The sequence below is a fragment of the Actinoplanes sp. CA-142083 genome, from assembly GCF_050942195.1.
In the GTDB taxonomy this organism is placed as follows: Bacteria; Actinomycetota; Actinomycetes; order Mycobacteriales; family Micromonosporaceae; genus Actinoplanes.
In genome coordinates this window covers 6,415,159-6,430,136 of sequence record NZ_CP192076.1, presented here as the reverse complement: position 1 = coordinate 6,430,136, position 14,978 = coordinate 6,415,159, and the positions used below count along the sequence as shown (strand labels likewise).

Here is a 14,978-nt window from a genome sequence, read left to right as displayed (position 1 = left end):
GACGCAGCGTGCTTGAATCCCATGCATGAGGGTCTCCGCCGGCGTCTCTGACCAGCAAGATCTCCCCGTGCTCCAGACTCTGTACGACTGGCTCCGCCGCTCGCCGGGCCTGGAGGTCACCGCCGAGCCCAGCCCCACCCACCAGGGGGCTGCCGAGATCGTCAACATCGTGCTCAGCAACACGATCGCTCTCAGCAGCTTCCTGGTGGCTCTGCGGGCGTGGCTCGGCACCCGCCCGCGGAAACCGCCGATCACCTTCGAGGCCCGCGGCGTGCGGGTGACCCTGACCGACGACTCGCCGGAAAGCATGGCCACCCTGGAGAGAATGCTGCGGGCGGCGCTGGATGACGACGACTGACTTCACGCTGCCCGATCCGTCGGGCTCCCGGGCCGTGCTGGTCGGCCCGGCCGATTACGCGTACCTCAGCCCGCTGCCGGCCGTGCCCCGCAATGTCGCACGGCTGCATGACCTGCTCACCGACCCGGAGATCTGGGGGCTGCCCGCGGAGCACTGCGTGGCGCTCACCGACGCGGCCGTCACCGACGAGGTCGAGGAGGCGCTGCTCGCCGCCGCCCGGGCGGCCACCGACACGCTGCTGTTCTACTTCGCCGGGCACGGACTGCTCGACATCGACTCGGGCCAGTTGTTCCTGGCCCTCGGCAACGCGGAGAACGACCCGATCCACCGGGCCGTCGACTACCAGCGCGTCCGCCGCGCGATGCTGGAGGCTCGCTGCCCGTCCAAGGTGGTCATCCTGGACTGCTGTTACAGCGGCAAGGCCACGATGGGCGATTTTGCCGACCAGACAGTCGTCGAGGGCACCTATCTGCTGACCGCCTGCGACGAGCGCAGCCTCGCCGTCGCGCCGCCGGATGCTTCGCTCACCGCATTCACCGGGGCGCTCGCGCGGTTGCTGGCGGAGGGTCTGCCCGGCGGCCCCGAGCTGTTGAGAACCGAAGACCTGTACTGGCGGCTGCGCGACAGCCTGCTCGCGGCCGGCCATCCGGTGCCGCAGCAGCGCGTCGGCAACCGCGGCCATTACATCGTGCTCGCCCGAAACCGGGCCGCGCGCCGCTCCACGCCCGTGGAGTCCGCGTCCGCGTCGGTCGAGTCCGCGTCGGTCGAGCTGCCGTCCGTCGGGTCTCCGCCCGCCGGGCCGTCTCACGCCGAGCCGCCGCCTCCGGGGCCGCGCGCCCCGACGTCGCCCGCCGGGCCGTCTCACGCCGAGCCGCGGCCTCCGGCGCTGCGCGACGCGGGCGGGCGGCCGCCGTGGCTCGCTCCGGCCGCGGTTGTGCAGCGGCTCGCCGAGATGCGCGCAGACGGCGGTGACCGGGCCGCCGCAGCCTTCCTCGACACGATCGGCGCCTGGCGGGCGCGGCAGGAAGTGGTCGGCATCGTCGAGGCCCTGGACACGACCGGCGCCCCGGCCGACGCCGACCGCGTTCTCGCGGCCGCCGCGCGCCGTCCGTCGGCCGAGGTGGCAGACCTGATCGGCATGCTCGCCGGGCTGCGGCGGCCGGCCGTGCTGGCCCGGTTCCGCCGGCAGGTCGCCGGGCTCGCCGCGGCATCGGTCGTGGCGGTCGCGGGACGGCTGATCCCCGCCGAACGCGACGCCCTGCTGGACGCGGCCGTCGACGCCCGGTTCGGCCGGCCCGACGATCTGATCGCCCTGGTCGCCACTCTCTCCACCGAGCCGGGGCTGGACGGTGTGCTGGAGACGCTGCTGGAGCGCACCGCCGCCCGGATCCCGCCGGATGACGCGGCCGGCGTCGGCGACGTGCTGCGGGAAGCGGGACGGGAGGAGGCGGCGTTCCTCGTCTACGCGGCGGCCACCGCGGTCCTCGCCCGGCGCAGCCCCGTCGACATCGCATCGCTCGCCGAGGCGATGCACACGGCTGGTCACGAGGAACAGGCCCGGGAGCTGGTCGGCCGCGCGTTGAGCGAGTGCGGGCAGCCTGGCGACTATGCCGCCATGCTCCTGCCACTCTGGGCGACCGCGATCCCGTACGCGGTCGAGGACACCGTCGCCTCGGCGGCGTCCACCTTGACGGGGCCCGACCTGCTGCTGCTCGCCGAAGTGCTGTGGCGCGGAGGTTACGACCAGGAGGCGGGCGACCTGGTCGCCGCTGCCGCGGCCCGGCGGCCGGTCGCCGAGATCATCGGCTGCCTGCGAGCCGTGGCCGAGGCGGGCCGGCCCTGGGACGCGCGGCGGGTCGTCGAGGCGGCCGCGAGCCGGGAGGCCGGCGAGGTCGCCGAGCTTTTCCGCCATCTGCAGGGCACCGACCCGCTCGCGCTCGAGTTCCTGATCGACGCCGTGGTGGACCAGGCGGACCCGGCGAAGGCCGGCGCCCTCATCGTCCTGCTCGAGGACGCCGACGGGGCGACGGCGTTCCTCGGCCGTCTGGCCAAGGCGCACGCCGGCAATGTGCTCGCTATGACGCGAGGACTGGATCGACCGCGGCAGCGCGTCGTCGCCCGCCGCATCGCCGCGGAAGTACCGGGGGCACTCGAAGCAGTGATCGACGACCTGGCACAGGGGACGACGATCGTCCTGCCCGGCCACAAAATGAAGCTCTACGCACAAGGCCCGCCGGGGCGCGAGACGATGGTCATCGATGCCGTCGTCTCCTCCCCCTCGGCAGCCGCTCATGTGGCCGCGACAGCCGAAAATCGTCCCGTCATCCGCTCGCTTCTGGCCAACCAGTTGATCGGCGAGCCGCCTGGCGTCTTCCTGGCGTTCCTGACCCGGATTTGGGCGGCCGGAGACACCGTCGGCGCGGAGGGACTCCTCGAACGGCTCGCCGAGCACGAGTATGTGCCCTCCTGGACAGCGCGGGTCTGGCACGTCGGGCCCGAGCCGGCCGGCACCGGGGGCCGCCGGCCCGACCTGGTGGACCGATTCCTCAGCTTCGTCGTCGAGAAGCGGTCGCCCCGGCAGGTGGCCGCGCTGCTGGATCGCCTCGACGGCAGCGGGGCCGGGCCGATGGCCGAACGGATCGTCGAGGCGCTGCGGGCCGACCCCGGGCGATGGTGGTCGCGGGCGCACATCGCGGGGCTGCTCGGCGATTCGCCCCACGCCGCGGCCCTGCTCGCCGGCTGGTCCGCCGACGGGATCGCGCCTGTTCGCGCCGTCGCCGCGGCCGCCGTGCGGCAGATGCTGGCTCCCGCGCCGGATCCGCGGAGTCCGTTCCGGACCGCCCGCGGGGCTGCAGCGCGTCACCCGAGCGCGGCCGGGCCGGACTCGCCGACGACGATCGAAGCGACTGCCTTCGACGTGCGTGGTGACGTCCCGTTCGGGCGGAACGACCGATGCACCGTCGCTGTCGACGCGAACGCCTTCCACTGCGAGTGGGGCCGGATCAAATACGCGGCCGGCCACAGCGAGCTCGGCTACTTGGCGGGGCTCACGCGAGAGGAGGCGGATCAGCGCATCCGGCACGAGATCGACTTCCTCTTTCACCCGGACCGGCAACGCGATGTGCCCCCGGCTTATGGCGTTGGCGCGATGGCAGACGTCATCCAGCCGGTGGTGGATGCGGTCCGGGCAGCGCGGACCCCACGGCTCGACGACCCGCTCGGCCACTCGCCCGCGGGACGGGCGTTCAGTGGCGAGCCACCAGGGCCTGTCGAGCCGCACGCTCGGCTTTGAGGACGCGTTCGGTCGCGTCGGGCGCCAGGCCCGGCTCGCCGCTGGCCACGACGTACGCCTCGCGAAGTCTGAGAAGCAGAAGCGCGAGCCGCCTCGCCTCGCCGGTGGCGCCGGCCGGCTCGCGTCGTAGGACCGATGTGGCCGCCGCTACCTGGTTGATCGCGTCCTCGAGGTGACGGGCGGCGGCCCGGTTGCGTACCAGCGCGGCGGCCGCCAGCCCCAGGGCGCAGCCCAGCAGCGTCTGCACCAGCCGGTCGCCGATCAGCTCCATCGGCGGGGTGGGGCGGCCGAGCTCGCCGACCAGCAGGGCCAGGGGAGTGATGGCGAGCATCGCCAAGCCGTAGTTGCGCACGACCAGCAACTCGGCGACGACCTGGGCGATCGCGATCGAGGCGACCAGCGTCCACTTGCCGCCGGGCAGTGCCACGGCGGCTCCGGCCAGGAACAGGCCGAGGATCGTGCCGGCCGCGCGCTGCATCGCCTTCTGCAAGGTCAGCCGCAGCGAGTCGGCCTGCAGGACCGCCACCGCCGACAGCGCCGCCCAGTAGGGATGGCCCAGGCCGGTGAGGTGGGCGAGCATGCCGGCTACGGCACCGGCGGCGAGGGCGCCTGCCGCCACCCGGGCGGCGGCCGGCAGCAGCGGGCCGGGCGCGCGGCGTAGCGGGTCGCGCAGCAGCAGCGTGGCCATCCGGCGGCCGCGTACCTCGTCGGCCTCGCCACGGTCGGTGGTCAGGGCGGGCGCGGGACCGCGCTTGGCGGCCGCGTCGGCGAGCGTCCGCAGCTGGGCGGCGACCGCCGGATCGTGGCCGTGCGGGCCGCTCAGCTCGGTCTCGGCGTGCGCCACCAGCAGCGCCTCGGCCGGCCGGGACGCGGGGACGGCCCGCCACGCCTTCTCGACCGCTAGCGCCGCCTGGTAACGGGCCTGTAATCCGGCCGGACCGCCGGGCGCGGCGGCCAGCGTGGCCGCCGCCCGCAAGGCCCGGGCCACCGCCAGCCGCATCGGCGCGTCCCGGTCGACCAGCGCGCCGGCCATCGCGATCAGCCAGGCGAGCGCGGCCGAGCCGGCGCACAGCGCGGCGTTGCGCCAGACATTGCCGCCGGCCGAGGACCACGTCGCGAGCGTGGCGGCGCCCCCGGCGCCGGACCCGCCCGCTCCGGCCGGCAGGGCGCTCGTCACGGCGGTGGCGAAGGCGAACATCAGACCGCCGGGCGGCCCGACCCGGAACCGGCCGCAGACCAGGGTGGCCACCCCGCCGACGAGCGCGACGGCGACGACCGAGCCGGGCCCGCTGCCCTCGACCAGCGTGCCGATCACCACGCAGGCGACCAGTCCGGCCGCCGCGGCGGTGAGCACCCGGGCCCGGCGGCGGTAGGGCTCGTCGCGGGCGTAGAGCGCGGTGAACGCGCCGAACGTGGCCACCCCGGCCCAGGACGGCCGGTCCGCGGCGACCAGCGTGACCAGCGGGATCGCGACGGCCAGGCCGGCGCGCAGCGCGAACGCCCAGGCGGCGTCGACCGGCCGCAACCGGGTCGCGGCGCGGACCTCCGGCCCGACCGATCTGGGCATTTCTTCCTTCTACACCCTCCGGACATTCAACAAGATTGAAAACCGTACGGCGGGGGTAACGCGCACGCATGATGCCCCTCGCCGCCGAGGCGATAACCGACGCCGGGAAAACCCAACTCGTGCTCGCCGCGGTGCTCGGCATCGCGGCCGTCGTCCTGCTGATCGCGTGGGCGAAATTCCACCCGTTCCTCGCGCTGATCCTCGGCTCGGCCGTCCTCGGCCTGGTCGCGGGGGCCGCGCCGGGCGACACCGTCACCTCCTTCACCACCGGCCTCGGCAGCACCGTCGGCAGCGTCGGCCTGCTCATCGCGCTCGGCTCGATGATCGGCGCGCTGCTGGCCGAGTCCGGGGGCGCCGACGGGATCGTCAACCGGATCGTCCAGCGGGTCTCCGGCTCGGCCCTGCCGTGGGCGATGGCCGGCGTGGCCGCGCTCGTCGGCCTGCCGCTGTTCTTCGAGGTCGGCGTGGTGCTGCTGGTGCCCATCGTGCTCCTGGTGGCCCGCCGCACCGACATCGGCCTGCTCCGGATCGGCATCCCCGCGCTGGCCGGCCTCTCCGTCCTGCACGGCCTGGTGCCGCCGCACCCCGGCCCGCTGGTCGCGATCTCCAGCCTCAACGCCGACCTCGGCCTCACCCTGTTGTTCGGCCTGATCTGCGCGATCCCAACGGTGATCGTGGCGGGCCCGGTCTACGGCAACTGGATCTCCAAGCGGGTGCACGTGCCGGTGCCGGCGCTGCTCGAGCCGGTCGGCTCGGGCGCGGCCTCCGGCTCGGGCGCGGCCTCCGGCTCGGGCGCGGCCTCCGGCTCGGGCGCGGCCGCCAGCTCGGGCGCCGGCACTGCACCAGGCGACGAGGACTATGTCCCTGGCGACGAGGACTACGCGGAGGACGCGACCCGGCCGGAACGGCATCGGACCCACCGGCGCAACCCGGGCTTCTGGGCGGCCGTGCTGACCGTGCTGCTGCCGATCGTGCTGATGCTGGCCCGGGCGATCGGGGAGCTGACGCTCGACAAGGGCAGCGGCGCCCGCAACTTCCTCGACGTGCTCGGCAACCCGCCCGTGGCGCTGCTCCTCGGCGTACTCGTGGCGATGTGGACCCTCGGGAAGCGCTCGGGGATGGACCGCCGCGAGACCAACGCGGTGCTCGGCGGCTCGCTGCCGCCGATCGCCGGGATCCTGCTGATCGTCGCCGCGGGCGGCGGCTTCAAGCAGGTGCTGGTCGACGCGGGGATCGGCAACGTGGTGGCGGACGCGGCGCAGGACGCGCACATCAACGCGCTGCTGCTGGGCTGGCTGGTCGCGGTCGGCATCCGGCTGGCGACGGGCTCGGCGACGGTCGCGACGATCACGGCGGCGGGCATCGTGGCGCCGCTGGCGGCCACCCTCGACAAGCCGGAGATCTCGTTGCTGGCGCTGGCGATCGGGTGCGGGTCGCTGTTCTTCTCGCACGTCAACGACGCCGGTTTCTGGCTGGTCAAAGAGTATTTCGGGATGACCGTCGGGCAGACCATCAAGACCTGGTCGATCATGGAGACGATCATCTCCGTGGTCGGCGTGATCTGCGTGTTCCTGCTCGACCTCGTGGTCTAAAGAGCCCGAGCCAGGCGTCGCACGGCCTCGTCCATGAGGTCGGGCGGCGCCGCCGCGTAGGTGAGCCGCAGGTACGCGCCCGGCGGCTCGGCGGCGTGCCAGGGGCGGCCGGGGAAGACGACCACGCCCTCGGCCGCGGCCGCGGCGGTCACGGCGACGTCGTCGGCGCCGTCGGGGAGCGGGGACCACAGGTGCAGGCCGCCGCGGGGGATCGCGGGCGGGATCAGCGACGGCAGGTGACGGCGCAGGGCGGCCAGCAGGGCCTCGCGGCGCTCGCGCAGGGCGGAGCGCAGGGCCCGGCAGTGGCGGGACCACGCGGGCGCGGTGAGGAACTCGAGGGCGGCCTGCTGGAGCGGGCCGGCCACGAAGAAGTCGTCGAGAAGGCGGGCGGCGCGCAGGCGGGCGCCGGCCGGTCCGCGCGCGCCGATGGCGGCTATGCGGAGGCCGGGGGCGGCCGCCTTGGTGAGCGATCGCAAGTAGACGACGTGGCCGTCGGAGTCGTCGGCGGCCAGCGGGGCCGGGGCCTCGCCGTCGATGGTGAGATCGCGGGCGTAGTCGTCCTCGAGGAGGAACGCGCCGGCGTCGCGTACGCAATCGAGGACCGCGGCCCGGCGGTGGGACGCCAAGCTCGCGCCCGTCGGGTTGTGGTGCAGCGGCTGGCAGTAGAACAGGCGGGCGCCGGTGCGGGCGAAGGCGGCGGCGAGCTGGCCGGGGAGCACGCCGTCGGCGTCGGTGGGCACGGGCACGACGCGCAGGCCGGTGGCGCGGGCGGCGGCGAGCGCGCCGAGGTAGGTGGGCGACTCGACCAGCAGAGTGTCGCCGGGGCCGGCGAGCGAGCGCAGCGCCGACGAGAGGGCCGCCTGGCCGCCGGGGCAGATGACCATGTCGTCGGCGCGCAGGCCGCCGCCGGTGGAGCGGGCGAACCACGCGCGCAGGTCGGCGCGGCCCTCGACCGGCCCGCGCTCCCAGGCGGCGGGGTGGCGGGCGGCGCGGGCCAGGGCGGCGCCCAGGGCGGCCGAGGGCTGCAGGTCGGGGTGCAGGTAGCCGCCGGAGAGCGGGATCGCGCCGTCCGGCGGTAACGCCAGTAACGCCTGCATGTCGGCCTCGCCGCCGAGCCGGGCACCCAGCGCGACGGTCTGCCAGGACAAATCGGGCAAGCGAGGTATGGCGGATCGGCGCGCGACGAAAGTTCCCCGGCCCGGGCGAGCCTCGACGACGCCTTGCGCGGCCAGTTGGCGGACCGCCTCGGTCACGGTCACCGGGGAGGCGTGGTGGCGCGCGGTCAGCTCTCGCATCGAGGGCAGCCGCGAGCCGGGCGCGCCGGCCGCTGCCAGCGCGCGCAGATCTTGGATAACGCGGTCGACTGCGTTACCGTTCTCCATGACAGTACAGAGTAGCGCTACTGCGCCGGGCACGGTAACAGCCGATCGGATCGGTGGCCTCGCCCTCGGCGCGCTCGGGGTGCTCGCGTTCAGCATGTCGCTGCCGGCCACCCGGGTGGCGGTGCACGAGATCGACCCCTGGTTCGTCGCGTTCGGCCGGGCGGTGGGCGCGGCGGCGCTGGCCTGGGCTTACCTGAGCCTCACGCGAGCGCCGCGGCCGACCGGAAACCAGTGGCGACGACTCGCGATAGTTGCGTTCGGTGTCGTGTTCGGCTTTCCGTTCTTCACGTCGCTGGCGCTGACCACGCAGACCTCGGCGCACGGCGCGGTGGTGGTCACCGTCCTGCCGGCGATGACCGCGATTTTCGCGGTGTTGCGCGCGGGCGAGCGTCCGCCGCCGCTGTTCTGGGTCGCCTGCACGGCCGGTGTGGGCGCGGTGCTCACGTTCCTGATCACCAGCGGCGCGGTGCACGGCGCCCTGACGGCCGCCGACTTCTACCTGCTCACGGCGGTGGTGCTCTGTGGTCTCGGGTACGCCGAGGGCGGCGCGCTCGCCCGGGAGCTGGGCGGCGCCCGTACGATCTGCTGGGCCCTGGTGTTGAGCCTGCCCTGCACCCTGCCGATCGCGCTCGGCTCGGCCCTGCTGCACCCACCTCACGCCGGCGGCCCGGCCTGGGCCGCCTTCGGCTACGTCACCGTCATCTCCATGTTTCTCGGCTTCTTCGCGTGGTACGCGGGCCTCGCGCGCGGCGGCATCGCCCAGGTCGGGCAGATCCAGCTGGCTCAGCCGGTCCTGACCCTGGCCTGGTCGGCGCTGCTGCTCGGCGAGACCGTGACCCCGGCCTCGATCGGCGCGGCGCTGGTGGTGCTGACCTGCGTGGTCCTGATCCAGCGGACGAGGTTCAGCGGGAGATGACGCCGTTGCGGGCCTCGATCGCCCCGACGGTGTTGTGGAAGGCCTTCACCAGGCCGCCCTTCGCGACCGAGCCGAGCAGCGCCCCGACCAGCTTGCCCTTGACGTTCTTGCCCTCGCGGACCACGACCGCGTCGATGGCGGTGGTGCCGTCGGCCTGACGGGTCATCGTGTACGTGTGCCCGGACGCACCGCCCCAGAGGTTGGAGTCGATCGTCCGCATGACGATGCGGTTCGGGTCGGACCAGTCGTACTGCAGCCGCTCCCAGACGCCGCCCTTGCCCTCGGTGACGTCGGCCCGGTTCGGGCCCTGCGAATGCACCTTGAGCTCGCCGTCGGCGCTGTTCGTGAAAATTTCCTGGCGGCCCGGCCCGAAGTCGGTCACCCCGGCGACGAACTGCTCGGGAGTGAGGGTGGTCGTTTCGTGCATGTGGATCGTGGCCATCGGGGGTGCTCCTTCTTTCTCTGTGGTGACTACAGATTTCCGCAGCACCCCCGTGCGCCGAGCCAGTAGGAGACCCTGGGCGGACCCCTGGTAGGCCCCGGGTGTCACAGGTCGCGGCGCCCCAGCGCCACCCCGGCGAGCCCCAGGATCAGCGCGATCCACACTGTTGACCAGCCAAGATAGGCGATTGTCACGCTGTTGGCGCTGATGAACGGCGAGGCGCCCGCACCGGACGTGAACTGCGTCATGACACTCGGGTCCTGGAAGGCGTTCATGGTGCCCTGCCACAAGCCGTCGGTCGGAAGCAGGGCCCGCGAGACGGTGCCGACCCGCGCGACACTTTCGTTGCCGAGGTCCTCGCCGACCGTGCCGACCACCCCGGCGATCCAGGTCGCGCCGAACAGCCCGACCGCGACCACCCCGGAGGCCATGGGCGAGACGACGGTCGACAGCAGCAGGCCCAGAGTGAGCAGCACGGTCGCCTGGCCGGCCAGCAGCGCCAAGCCGGTGATCGGGTGCGGCGGCCAGTAGCCGACGGTCACCTTCACGATGATCAGCTGGGCCAGGCCGGCGACCGCGACGAAACCGCTGCCGAAGACGACCAGCCCCAGCCACTTGCCGAGCAGAATCCACCCGCGCCGCACCGGCCGGGCCAGCATGGCCAGGGAGATGCCCGACTCGAACTCGCCGGAGAGCGTGGGCCCGGCCAGGAACGCGGTGCCGAGCGCCGCGATCAGCGAGAGCCCGAACATGACGAGGTTGAGCACGATCGAGGCGACCATGCGGGCCTCGCCGGTGGTGAGCCCGTCGAACTCGGCGTCGATCCGGGAGAATCCCCAGGCGCTGAGCGCGAGGAGGACGACGGTGAGCGCGGCCAGGGCACGCAGGACGCGACGGCGAGCCGCCTCCTTGAGCGTGAGTGCGGCGATGACGCCGATTACCTTGATCATTTCGCCTCTCGCAAGATGTCGAGCAGCCGCTCCTCGAGCGTGATCCGGCCGGGCTCGACCGCGTGGATCCGCACGTCCAGCGCGACCAGGTCGGCCACCAGCGCCGGCACCTCGTCCTCGCCGGCGTCGAGCACGACATATTCGTCGCCGTCGCGCAGAAAGTTTCCGAGACGCTTCTCGGCCTTTTCGCCGACGTTGTCGAGCCGCAGCCGGATTTCCGGTCGTCCGAGCAGCTCGGGCAGCGTCCCGGCGGCGGCGACCCGGCCCTTGTCGAGGATGACGACCCGGTCGCAGACCCGTTCCACCTCGCCGATCAGGTGCGAGTTGAGCAGCACCGCCACCCCGCGCGCCTTGAGGCCGAGCAGCAGGTCCCGCACGTCGGCCCGGCCGATCGGGTCGAGCGCGCTGGTCGGCTCGTCGAGCACCACCAGCTCGGGCCCGGCCACCAGCGCCACCGCGAGCCCGAGGCGCTGCTGCATGCCCTTGGAGAAGCCGCCCACCCGGTCCCCGGCCCGGTCGGCGAGGCCGACCAGGCCGAGAGTCTCCCGGCGCGCGGCGGCGGGCACCTCCGCGTTCGCCAGGCGTACGTGCAGGTCCAGCACCTCGGTCGCGGTGAGCCAGGGCTGGTAGCGGAACAGCTCCGGCAGGTACCCGACCTTGGCCCGCGAGGCCGGGTCGCGTCCCGGGCGGCCGAGCAGCAGCACCTCGCCGGCGTCCGGCCGCACCAGGCCGAGCAGCATCTTGATCACCGTGGTCTTGCCGGCGCCGTTCGGCCCGAGCAGGCCCAGCACCTCGCCCCGGCCCACGGCGAGCGAGACGTCGCTGACCGCCGTGCGCTGCCGGTAGCGCTTGCGCAGGCCCGAGCACCAGGCCGCGGTCACCGGCTCCATCGCAGCCCCCGCGCCACCGCGACCGCCTCGCCGCCCGAGATCGAGCCGGCCACCGCGGTGATGTAGCCGCCGTCGACCCAGACCACGCCGGCCATCGTGCCGTCCTTGAGGGCGAGGACCGTGGCCTGCACGCCGCCGACGTCGACGGTCGAGGTGGTCTGGCTGTTGCCCTTGACGATCAGGGGCAGGGCGGCGGTCCCGCGCAGCTGGGTCGCGACCGACTCGGGCAGTCCCGGCAGGGACAGCAGGTAGTCCCGGGCGGTCTCGTACGGGATGCCGGTGGAGTAGACGACCGGGGCGACCACCCGGGCCACGATCATGGCCGGGACGCCGTGCCCTTCGCTCCAGATCGCGGCCAGGCCGGGGCCGGCGGTCAGGCGGAACTGGCTGCCGTCCATGCCGGCGGGCGGCGGCGGCAGCGGCTTTCCCACCTCGGCGGCGGTCTTCGCCGCTCGCTCGGCCTCGAAGGTGAAGGTCGCGGCGGCCTTGTCCCCGACCCGGTAGGCCGGCTCACCGGTCACGCCGCGGGGGAGGTCGGCCACGGCCGGGACGGGCAGGCCGGTCACCGCGGTCGCCTCCGCCGCGCCGCTCACCGCCCGGACGTGGGCCGGCTTGGTGAGCTCGACCGTCCCGTACGCGGAGAAATCGGGAAGCGCGACCAGGTCGCCCGGGCTGACCACCACCGGGGTGACCCGTTCGGCGTGGAAGATCGGCAGCCAGTCGGCGGCGGCCGCCGCTCCGGCGCCGGCCAGCAGGACCGCCACGGCCGCCCCGGCGACGAACGGGCTGCGAAGTTTCCAGCGCCGGCCGCGAATCTTTCCGGGCTCGGCGGCGGAATCGGACAGTCGTTGCCAGGCGGCGTCGACGTCCGGCGTCTCTTCGGCGTGCGACAGCATGCCGGCCGCGAAAGTTGCGTCCTCGCCGGCGGCAGCCAGCGCGGCCTGGCATTGCGGGCAGCCCGCGACGTGCGAGCGGTCGGCGTCCGGGATCGCCTCCGGCTCGTCGACGAGCCGGCGCAGCGTGCCCTCACTCGGATGACGCATGACTGTTCAACTCCTTCCGCAGCGCGGACTCGGCGCGTCGGACGGTGGTGCCGACGCTGGCCGGAGAAAGATCGAGAGCGGCTGCGACCTCGGCGTAGCTGAGCCCGCTGTGCCGCAGCACGAGGGCGACGGCCTGTTTCCGGGGCAGCCGCGAAAGGGCGGCCCGGACCCGTCGCCTTTCGTCGAGCGTGACCACCGCTTCCGCGACATCGGGCGAGAAAGTTTCGTGGTTCCCGACGGCTTCCTCGCGGCTGGCCCGGCGCCGGCCCGTCCGCAGATGGTTGAGCGCCGCGTGCGCCGCCGCGACCGACAGCCACGGCATCGCCTCGTCACCCGGCACCGACGATCGGCCGAAACTCAGGAAGACCTCCTGGGCCACGTCCTCGGCCTCGTCGCGCGACCCGAGCACCCGGGCCGCGACCGACACCACCCGCGGATAGGCGGCGCGGAAGACCTGTTCGAGGTCGGTCCGCACGGCCGGTCTTCTGAAAACGGCCACGCCACCCTTCCGTTCACCCCACCACGTTCCTGCAACGTCCACATCCATGAAGCACCGCCGGGCGGAGATCTGTGACAGGTCTAGCGCATGCCGGCCAGCAGAGCCGTGAGAATGCGGGTCAAGCGGGGCTCGACGTCGACGATCGCGTGGGCCAGGTCGGGGTTCGATTCGTAGAAAGCTCGCAGGGTCGTGCCGGGGGCGGCCATCTGCCAGAGGGCGCCGGCCATGCTCGTGGCGGTGGAAATGACGTCGAAAACTTGCTGCTCGGTCAGCGAAAGCATGCGTCGCAGATCGCTGACGAGAGGGGTCAGCGCCGCGAGGGTCGACGTCTTGTAGTCGCGAACGACCTCGAGCGAAACGTTGCGTTCCAAGTTGAGCGGGGCTTGCGCGAGCAGATCGCAGAAGAGGGGGCGGGAGGCGAGGGAGTGGGCGAGGATTCCGGCCACCTCGCCGGGGTCGCCCAGGCCGGCGCGGGCCTCAGCGATCCACTCGCGCCAGCCGTCGGCGGCGAGGGCGAGGAAAATCTGCTCCCTTGTCTCGAAATACCGGAGCATGGCCGATTTGTGGAGGCCGACCTCCGCGGCCACGTCGGTGAGCGTGATCTCGCGCACCGGGCGGGCCGTGGCCAGGGCCCGGGCCGCGGCGAGGATGTCCTGCGAGCGCTGTGCCTTGGCGGAGGCGCTGCGGGCGCGGCGATGAGTCGCTGAGGTCACATCCCAAGGTTAACGCAACCGCGTTTTACTAAAGGCATGAGCGAACAGACGTGGTTCATCACCGGCGCCTCCCGCGGTCTCGGCCGCGCCATTACCGAGGCCGCCCTCGCCGCGGGCGACCGGGTCATCGCGACCGCCCGCCGCCCGTCGCACCTGAAAGACCTGGTCGACGCGTACGGCGAAAGAATCGTTCCCGTCGAGCTCGACGTCACGGACGCTGACGCCGTGCGGACGGCGGTGGATCGCCGGATCGACGTGGTCGTCAACAACGCCGGCTACGCCAATCTCGGCCCGATCGAGACCACCAGCGAGGAAGACTTTCGCCGCCAGTTCGAGACGAATTTCTGGGGCGTCTACAACGTGACCCGCGCGGCTCTGCCGGGGATGCGCGAGCGGGGCAGCGGCACGATCGTGCAGATCTCCTCGATCGGCGGCCGGGTCGGCGGCAGCGCCGGACTCGGCTCCTATCAGGCCGCCAAGTTCGCCGTCGACGGGCTGAGCCGCGTCCTCGCCGTCGAGACCGCGCCGCTGGGCCTGCGGGTCCTGGTGGTCGAGCCGGGTGGCTTCGCGACCGACTGGGCCGGCTCGTCGATGACGATCCACGAGGTGCCGGCGGCCTACGACGCGACGGTCGGCGTGCTGGCGCGAGGCATGGGCGCCGCGAACTTTTCCGCCGGCGACCCGAAACGTGCCGGGGAAATTATCGTGCGGGTCGTCCACGGCGACGACGTGCCCACGCACCTGCCGCTCGGCGGGAACGCGACCACGATGGCCCAGGCCGAGGCCCGCCGCGAGCTGGCCGAGGCGCAGAAGTGGGAGCAGGTCAGCCGCTCGGCCGACTTTCCTCAGGCCGAGGGGCAGGCGTCGTCCAGCTTCTGACCCACGGTCTGGAAACCGCCGTTCGCGTACGCCTTCGGATCCGATCCCTGCGCGGCGGCCGTCAGATCGGACGACACCTCACCGAGCGCCTGCTTCAACGAGGGATCGGTCACGCCGGCCGCCTCGGTGTTCAGCTTGGCGGCCATGTCATTGAAAGTGTCGCGCAAACCCTGCCGGTTGTGCTCGCCGTCGCCGCGAATGTATCCGGCCATCCGCACCGCGCCGTCGGTGAGGATCTTGTAGGCGGCGGTGCACACGTACTTGGGCACGCCGGCCGAGCCGGACGGGGTCGGCGCCACGCTGAACGGCACCGGCACGCTCTCGGGCGAGATCTCGATCGAGCAACCGGCGGCCAGGGCCGCCGTCGCGACCAGGGCGAGGGGCAGGGCGGCGAGGCGGCGTTGCGGCACGGCGTTTCTCCCTCTGTTACTCGCGCGTACGGCGGGGGCCAAGCA

At 73.2% G+C, this 14,978-nt stretch carries 14 protein-coding genes; 5 read left to right on the top strand and 9 right to left on the bottom strand.

Annotated elements, in window-relative coordinates; genetic code table 11:
- Window positions 1-67 precede the first annotated feature (67 nt).
- Together ACQPZX_RS29585 and ACQPZX_RS29580 are read left to right on the top strand one after the other, a co-directional pair.
- A complete protein-coding gene (locus ACQPZX_RS29585; protein ID WP_433362013.1) occupies window positions 68-358 on the top strand; it encodes an effector-associated constant component EACC1 in 291 nt (96 codons plus the stop codon).
- The gene (locus ACQPZX_RS29580) at window positions 345-3,650 is read left to right on the top strand and encodes a caspase, EACC1-associated type (RefSeq protein WP_433362010.1); all 3,306 of its coding nucleotides are present in this window, start codon (window positions 345-347) and stop codon (window positions 3,648-3,650) included. Before ACQPZX_RS29585 ends, ACQPZX_RS29580 begins: the two co-directional genes overlap by 14 nt.
- On the opposite strand, the gene ACQPZX_RS29575 is transcribed toward ACQPZX_RS29580, so the two are convergent.
- Window positions 3,604-5,217: an FUSC family protein gene (locus tag ACQPZX_RS29575; protein WP_433362007.1), complete on the bottom strand. Its 1,614-nt coding sequence runs from the start codon at window positions 5,215-5,217 to the stop codon at window positions 3,604-3,606. The genes ACQPZX_RS29580 and ACQPZX_RS29575 overlap by 47 nt on opposite strands.
- A gap of 68 nt (window positions 5,218-5,285) precedes the next feature.
- On the opposite strand from ACQPZX_RS29575, the gene ACQPZX_RS29570 reads away from it, so the two are divergent.
- Window positions 5,286-6,809, top strand: a complete 1,524-nt coding sequence (locus tag ACQPZX_RS29570) for a GntP family permease (RefSeq protein ID WP_433362004.1) — start codon at window positions 5,286-5,288, stop codon at window positions 6,807-6,809.
- Here ACQPZX_RS29570 and ACQPZX_RS29565 read toward each other — a convergent pair.
- On the bottom strand, window positions 6,806-8,191 hold the full coding sequence (locus ACQPZX_RS29565) for a PLP-dependent aminotransferase family protein (protein WP_433362001.1): 1,386 nt from the start codon (window positions 8,189-8,191) through the stop codon (window positions 6,806-6,808). The two genes, ACQPZX_RS29570 and ACQPZX_RS29565, sit on opposite strands and share 4 nt — an antisense overlap.
- On the opposite strand from ACQPZX_RS29565, the gene ACQPZX_RS29560 reads away from it, so the two are divergent.
- Window positions 8,190-9,107, top strand: coding sequence for a DMT family transporter (locus tag ACQPZX_RS29560; RefSeq protein WP_433361999.1), 918 nt, complete (start codon window positions 8,190-8,192; stop codon window positions 9,105-9,107). The two genes, ACQPZX_RS29565 and ACQPZX_RS29560, sit on opposite strands and share 2 nt — an antisense overlap.
- On the opposite strand, the gene ACQPZX_RS29555 is transcribed toward ACQPZX_RS29560, so the two are convergent.
- The 6 genes from ACQPZX_RS29555 to ACQPZX_RS29530 form a co-directional block, all read right to left on the bottom strand.
- Window positions 9,094-9,549 carry a hypothetical protein gene (locus ACQPZX_RS29555; protein WP_433361996.1) on the bottom strand — a complete coding sequence of 152 codons (456 nt, stop codon included), beginning with the start codon at window positions 9,547-9,549 and terminating at the stop codon, window positions 9,094-9,096. The two genes, ACQPZX_RS29560 and ACQPZX_RS29555, sit on opposite strands and share 14 nt — an antisense overlap.
- Before the next feature lie 104 nt (window positions 9,550-9,653).
- Entirely contained in the window at window positions 9,654-10,499 is an 846-nt protein-coding gene (locus ACQPZX_RS29550) for an ABC transporter permease (RefSeq protein WP_433361993.1), read from the bottom strand.
- Window positions 10,496-11,389 (bottom strand): ABC transporter ATP-binding protein, encoded by an 894-nt coding sequence (locus ACQPZX_RS29545; RefSeq protein WP_433361990.1) that lies wholly within the window; start codon window positions 11,387-11,389, stop codon window positions 10,496-10,498. Before ACQPZX_RS29545 ends, ACQPZX_RS29550 begins: the two co-directional genes overlap by 4 nt.
- Complete coding sequence (locus tag ACQPZX_RS29540; RefSeq protein ID WP_433361987.1) at window positions 11,377-12,432, bottom strand: hypothetical protein; 1,056 nt, start codon at window positions 12,430-12,432, stop codon at window positions 11,377-11,379. Before ACQPZX_RS29540 ends, ACQPZX_RS29545 begins: the two co-directional genes overlap by 13 nt.
- Entirely contained in the window at window positions 12,416-12,907 is a 492-nt protein-coding gene (locus ACQPZX_RS29535; RefSeq protein WP_433361984.1) for a sigma-70 family RNA polymerase sigma factor, read from the bottom strand. Before ACQPZX_RS29535 ends, ACQPZX_RS29540 begins: the two co-directional genes overlap by 17 nt.
- Window positions 12,908-13,011: 104 nt before the next feature.
- Window positions 13,012-13,644: a TetR family transcriptional regulator gene (locus ACQPZX_RS29530; RefSeq protein WP_433361981.1), complete on the bottom strand. Its 633-nt coding sequence runs from the start codon at window positions 13,642-13,644 to the stop codon at window positions 13,012-13,014.
- 36 nt (window positions 13,645-13,680) lie between these two features.
- On the opposite strand from ACQPZX_RS29530, the gene ACQPZX_RS29525 reads away from it, so the two are divergent.
- Complete coding sequence (locus ACQPZX_RS29525; RefSeq protein ID WP_433361978.1) at window positions 13,681-14,523, top strand: SDR family NAD(P)-dependent oxidoreductase; 843 nt, start codon at window positions 13,681-13,683, stop codon at window positions 14,521-14,523.
- Here the strand turns inward: ACQPZX_RS29525 and ACQPZX_RS29520 are convergent.
- On the bottom strand, window positions 14,490-14,933 hold the full coding sequence (locus ACQPZX_RS29520; protein WP_433361975.1) for a hypothetical protein: 444 nt from the start codon (window positions 14,931-14,933) through the stop codon (window positions 14,490-14,492). The genes ACQPZX_RS29525 and ACQPZX_RS29520 overlap by 34 nt on opposite strands.
- Window positions 14,934-14,978 lie beyond the last annotated feature (45 nt).